Raw genomic sequence first — 5,406 nt, 5'->3', positions numbered from 1 at the left:
GAAAAAGACTATTATAAATACACTATACTTGCGTGTGACGCTATTAATTGTACACCCACCTCTAAACAGGAATTTTGCACATAGCTCTCGCTATATTTTGTCGTGGTAAAGTCTTAGAAGAAAATTACATCCACACCCTTCCAATAACTACTTCCCACAAAAGTTAATTACTATTACTGTGATGGTCTTCATTTATAAATTTAACGCTTAAGAACACAGAGAAATTCTTTGTTGTCATCAATGAATACGGACAAAAAAAGAAACATACATAAATAAAATCATCAAAAATCCATTACACTGTTCAAGTTAGCACGCTAGCAACAGAACCTAATTAAATAATGGTTAAATATGTTACAAAGAAATAAATTAGTTAAACAGTAAGAAAAAGAAAAAAAATTATTTGCGCGAAGACTTTCTTGTTGATTTCTTTGATGACTTATTCGCAGACTTTTTTTTAGGTAAAGAACGTTTTGTTGATGATTTTAGCGATTTTGTTGGTTTTTTAGGAGCAGTATCTTGTTTTCTTCGTTTCAAAATAAAGAATATAATGCCTGCAATGATTGCTAAGATAAGTAATGTAGTCACGCTCGCGCCAACAGGTTTATTATCATAATCAAGCGTTACCCAACCAGTAAGCGCACTAAAAGGTCCTTTTGCTTTCACTACAAAACTATTTGTTTGACTTAAAAGCGTATCTCGGTGACCATAATAAGTAATAACATCTATAGTTTGCCCAACAATGAATTCATCTGAAATAAATGGTGTTGCAACAACCAAGTCTTCTTTTTCGCCAGGTTGAATGGTAATGACAGGGGATGATACTACATCGGCATTAGAAACAATAAGTTCAGCATAAATATGCACTGGCTTTGCTGTTGGATTGTTATAAACAAGTTCTAGTTCTCCTGTAGTCGTATCAAAAATTGAGGAAACATACTCTATCTCTGCTGTTTCTTGATAATCTGAAATAACAGCTACCTCTTCTTGATAAAAAAGCGTATCTTTATCTGATCCAATTTCAAATTTTAAAGGAATGGATTCTCCATATCGAGTAGTTACTGTTAAATCAAACTTTTCTGTTTCGGGAAGTATTTGAAAAGGAATTGTTTTTTGTTCTTGCTCTAGAATAAAATGCGTCATGACATCGGAAAGTGCTGAACCTGCAAATTCTAAGTTTGAAAAGTGAAGTAAATCTACATTTCCTTGATTTTCATAGGTAATTGCTAAAATGCCCATTGCTTCATAGTAGGTCGCATTAACAATATCTAATAATTCTACAGGGTAAGCGAATCGTACAGAATCTAAATCAAGTACTTCGTTTGTATAACCTGGATAGTTTGTCACCCGTCGACCATATTTTAACATAAAGTTGAGGTTTCGTTGTGAACGAATTTCTAATGTTCGCGCGATATCAACTGTTGGACCGCCGATTACTTCAAAATTTGAAATATCTGTTTGCTTAACTAAATTAGCTAATGTATCTATATATTCATCCCCATAATAAACAAGAACTGGAAGAGGTTTTTTAATGGATTCTAAGTCAACAAGATCTATACGTGTAAGCAATCCCCATTCAGAATCAGGAAATTCATCTATAACTAAATTAGTCACTGTTTCTAATGATTCATAAGAAAAACCATCTATGCGTGTTCCTTGCAAATCTTGTGCAAAACGTATAGGTACACGCCCGACAATAAATGTTTCTTCATTATTCGTTGTTGATTTAATAAAACGCTTACTTTGTTCATCTAAAAAAAGAGGAAAATAATTTTTTTTAACAATGTAAGGTGTTGCTGCAACAGGGTTCATTCCAAAGGATGCTTCAAAAACAAAATAGCCCTCTATTTCGTTTCCTAAATCATCAACCATAATTTCTTGCAAATCGTGAAATGAATCATAAAAAATGGAGTCATAGTCATTATAGCCATTAACTTTAAGCAGAGAAGGATAATTTTTGACGACAGGATTATTTTTTGATTCAAAAACCATAATGGAATCATCAAGCGTCATCATTTTTGTCTTGAGTTGTGTATCTGCAAGGTTGGTAAAAAAGATAATATCTGAATTTGTTGCTGAAGCATATATTGTTCCTAAAAATAAATCTTGCCAATCTTTAGAGTTAACAACGGTAAATGAGCGGTCTTCTGCAGCTAGAGCTCCTTGAACTGCAAAAAGCAGCACAAGAGTTGCAATAAAAAAAGCTATGCTTCGCCTCATTATATGTACATTCATCGTGTTACCCACCCTAATCAAACCTAATTTTAGGTGAACTCATTTATAAAACTAACGATTAAAAGCAGAAAGAAAATAAGTAACTTTAATAGCTAAACAACGTCCCTTAAAATCATGGAGCTGTAGCTCACCCTGGGCGAGTGACGGAATGCAGAACACTGAAAGGCAGAATTCTGTTTTCGGGGCAAATAGAGCGATTCCCTCCTAAGGAATAGGTCGGGGGTTCGAATCCTCCCAGGTCCGTTATCCTAGCACTATTTAAATAAACGAATTCAGGAAAATAGCATGAAAAAGCATTGGACTGTTGCCACGGTAGTTATTTCAGTTCTTATTGGTATTGCTATTGTTGCAAAGGTTTTTCAAGAAATTCCTTTACTTAATGTTATTAATTCATTTCAACATGGAAACAGTCTTGCTATGTGGGGATTTATTCTTGCGAGCATAAGTATTATGTTGCTCCACACTTGGCGTTGGCATTTAATTATTAAGACTGCACAAATCAAGATTTCGTTTTGGAAAACATTTCTGTATCGTATTGTTGGTTTTGGTATTAGTTTTATTACTCCTGTTGCTAAAGTTGGCGGCGAGCCTCTTCGGGCAATGCTTCTGCAACGACAAGGAGCTACGTTTCGCAGAGGTTTCTCAACAGTTGCTATTGATAAAATTGCTGAACTTGCAATAACTGGAGTATTATTTGTATTCGGCATTATTATTGCATTATTAACACTAGCCCTTCCTGAAAACTTAGTTATTGGCATGGTTATTTTAGTAGTTATCATGATTGTATTATTAACTTGGTTTTATTTTTTAATTATTAGTGATAAAAATCTTATTTTGGGATTGTTTCGTTTTCTTCGACTCAATAGAATAAAAAAATTACAAAAGTGGGAAGAGAATATTATTGAAATGGATGGGTGGATGATTGCATTTCGAAAAGATCATAAAGTAGTGTTTAACAAAATCATGTTTATTACCACAGCTGCTTGGCTTTTAATGTTTATTGAATACAAAAGCGTACTCATGATTTTTGGCATCGGCGAAATTAGCTTTGCAGGATTATTTCTTATTATTACCGTTCTTGGTTTTGCTTATTTAATCCCCATACCTTTAGCGTTAGGTGTTTTAGAAGCTGCTCAAATTTCTGTCTTTGCAATGCTTCGGCTTAATGTTGCAGCAGGTGTTGCGCTTTCTATTGTTATTAGGGCTCGAGATTTCTTATGGACGTTAATAGGTGTAGGTATCCTGAGTATCTATGGCTTTAACATTAGAAAAGCATATATGAACAGTTTAGAGCAAGGCGGTATTAAAAAACCAAAAGAGAGAATTTAAAAAAATTATTTATGAAGTTGCGCAACAAGTTTTGCAAGTTCTTTACCATCTACACGTCCTTTATACTTATTCATGACTTTGCCGATGATTGCGCCCATTGGCGCTCCTTTCATCTCTACAATGATTGCTTTCACATCATCGGTAATATCTGCAATATCAACCAATTCATATGTAGACCAATCAACTTCTTTTCCTTGCGATAAAAGAGCAAGTAATTCTTCAAAAGAATCTTTAGTTATTTTATTATCATTAAGTTTTGCAAAAAGTGTATCTGCATGAGAAATAATATCTACATCCACACCTTGTTTTTTCTTAATCATGGAAGGTAATGAATAATAGGTATCAATAATAAAGGCTGCTTTTAGGTTCGGATATTTCTTTGTTAATGCAGGTAGATCAATGCCGTCTTTAAGTAATCGTTTTGCAATATCTTCTGCGATGCCAAATTGTTTAACAAGCTTTCCAATCTTCTCACTGAGTAGTTCGGGAATCTTAACTGCATCTGCATCTATAACAATTGGTTTCACATCTGTTTCTGGGTACATACGCGAGGCACCTGGCATGGGGCGCATAAAGACGCTTGTGCCATCTGGTTTTGCTGTTCTTACTTCTTTACGTAGTGTAAAGTCTGCTGCTCTGTCTTGGGCATTACTAAGTGCTCGCTGTGCAACATCTGTAGTATCAGCAATGAGTAAAAAATTATCTTTGGTTGCATCAAGTTTCAGCTCTGCAAATACATTATCTTTTTCTGCTTGAGTTATGCCATAGTTTGGTAATTCATCTGCATGAAATAATCCTGCAACGCCCATCACTTTTGCATAGTCAGAAAGCTCGCTTCCATAACGTCGTCCTGGCTGCGTTTCTAGTTTGGTTAGTCCTCCAAAACTATAAAGAGGTAGCGCAAGCACCACGCCAGTATCTTTTGCAAGGGCCGTAGTAATTACTTTTGATGTGCTTGAAGTAAAAAGAGAAGTTACATCAATAATGTCTTTACCAACTGTTGCTCCTCGCTTATTAAGTTCTTCAAATATGTCTAAAAGATTATGTTGCCTGAGCATTTCATTACGCAGAATTGTTGGAATCATCTTAAGGTCTTGCGCTCCTTTAATTTCTACGCGAACACCTTTAGCTATGGAGATATTCACGTCTTGTCTAATAGTTCCTAGTCCTCGCTTCACGTTCGGCAGGCTTCGCATAATCATACCAATATATTCTGCAACGTCTTTTGCTTCGTCTGGCGTGCTAATGTCTGGTGCTGTTGCAAGTTCTAAGAGAGGAATGCCTAATCGAGATAAATTATATTTGGTGTAATCAGTTGTTTTTTCTATGTCTTTACAGGAGTCTTCTTCAAGGCCAAGTGATTCTACACCACAAAATTTTCCTTTCCCTGTTCTTAGCATACCTTGTGTTGCGACAAGACCTGTTCGTTGAAAGCCCGATGTGTTTGAACCATTTACAACTGTTTTTCTCATGAAGCGGAGTTGATCAACAATGTTCATATTAAGTAGCTTTGCAACCTGAATAGCAGAACGCAGAGCGGCTGAATTTACTTCCCCTGGCGGTTCTTCATCCTGCTCCACAAGACAAGTGGTATCATCATAACCCTCATACAAAAAATACTTTTCCTTCTTTGTTTCGGCTAGTGCTGCTGCATCAACATCGCCGCTTTCTCCTGCGCTTGCTCGAAGATTGCGGATTATTTCAAAGTCAGGCGTATCATCTCGAATAACTGTGGGGCAATTACAGAATAACTTTTTGCCTTCTAGCTGTTGATGTATTTCTAGTCCACACTTTAGACCGAGTTCTTTATGGTCGCTTTCCGTAATGTCAGTTTTAAGTTTCATA

The 5,406-nt window shown here is 35.7% G+C and carries 3 protein-coding genes and 1 tRNA gene; 2 read left to right on the top strand and 2 right to left on the bottom strand.

Translation table 11 applies throughout. The features are described from left to right. Positions 1 to 396: 396 nt before the first annotated feature. Positions 397 to 2,232 carry a hypothetical protein gene (locus K9M74_00560; GenBank protein ID MCF7798374.1) on the bottom strand — a complete coding sequence of 612 codons (1,836 nt, stop codon included), beginning with the start codon at positions 2,230 to 2,232 and terminating at the stop codon, positions 397 to 399. Between the two features lie 116 nt (positions 2,233 to 2,348). Between K9M74_00560 and K9M74_00555 the strand changes: the two genes are divergently transcribed. Next, positions 2,349 to 2,475, top strand: a tRNA-Arg gene (locus K9M74_00555). Between the two features lie 42 nt (positions 2,476 to 2,517). After that, positions 2,518 to 3,561 (top strand): flippase-like domain-containing protein, encoded by a 1,044-nt coding sequence (locus K9M74_00550; GenBank protein MCF7798373.1) that lies wholly within the window; start codon positions 2,518 to 2,520, stop codon positions 3,559 to 3,561. Positions 3,562 to 3,566: 5 nt separating this feature from the next. Here the strand turns inward: K9M74_00550 and gatE are convergent, their stop codons facing one another. Continuing rightward, positions 3,567 to 5,405 (bottom strand): Glu-tRNA(Gln) amidotransferase subunit GatE, encoded by a 1,839-nt coding sequence (gatE, locus tag K9M74_00545; GenBank protein MCF7798372.1) that lies wholly within the window; start codon positions 5,403 to 5,405, stop codon positions 3,567 to 3,569. Position 5,406: the final 1 nt, after the last annotated feature.

The organism is Candidatus Woesearchaeota archaeon, from assembly GCA_021734105.1.
In the GTDB taxonomy this organism is placed as follows: domain Archaea; phylum Nanobdellota; class Nanobdellia; order Woesearchaeales; family SKGA01; genus SKGA01.
Note: the sequence above shows the minus strand (reverse complement) of the source record. Positions and strands in the feature narration are given on the sequence as shown.

Coding starts and splice junctions, on each gene's coding strand:
- K9M74_00560 (MCF7798374.1), bottom strand. CDS start 2,232: ATGAATGTACATATAATGAGGCGAAGCATAGCTTTTTTTATTGCAACT.
- K9M74_00550 (MCF7798373.1), top strand. CDS start 2,518: ATGAAAAAGCATTGGACTGTTGCCACGGTAGTTATTTCAGTTCTTATT.
- gatE (MCF7798372.1), bottom strand. CDS start 5,405: ATGAAACTTAAAACTGACATTACGGAAAGCGACCATAAAGAACTCGGT.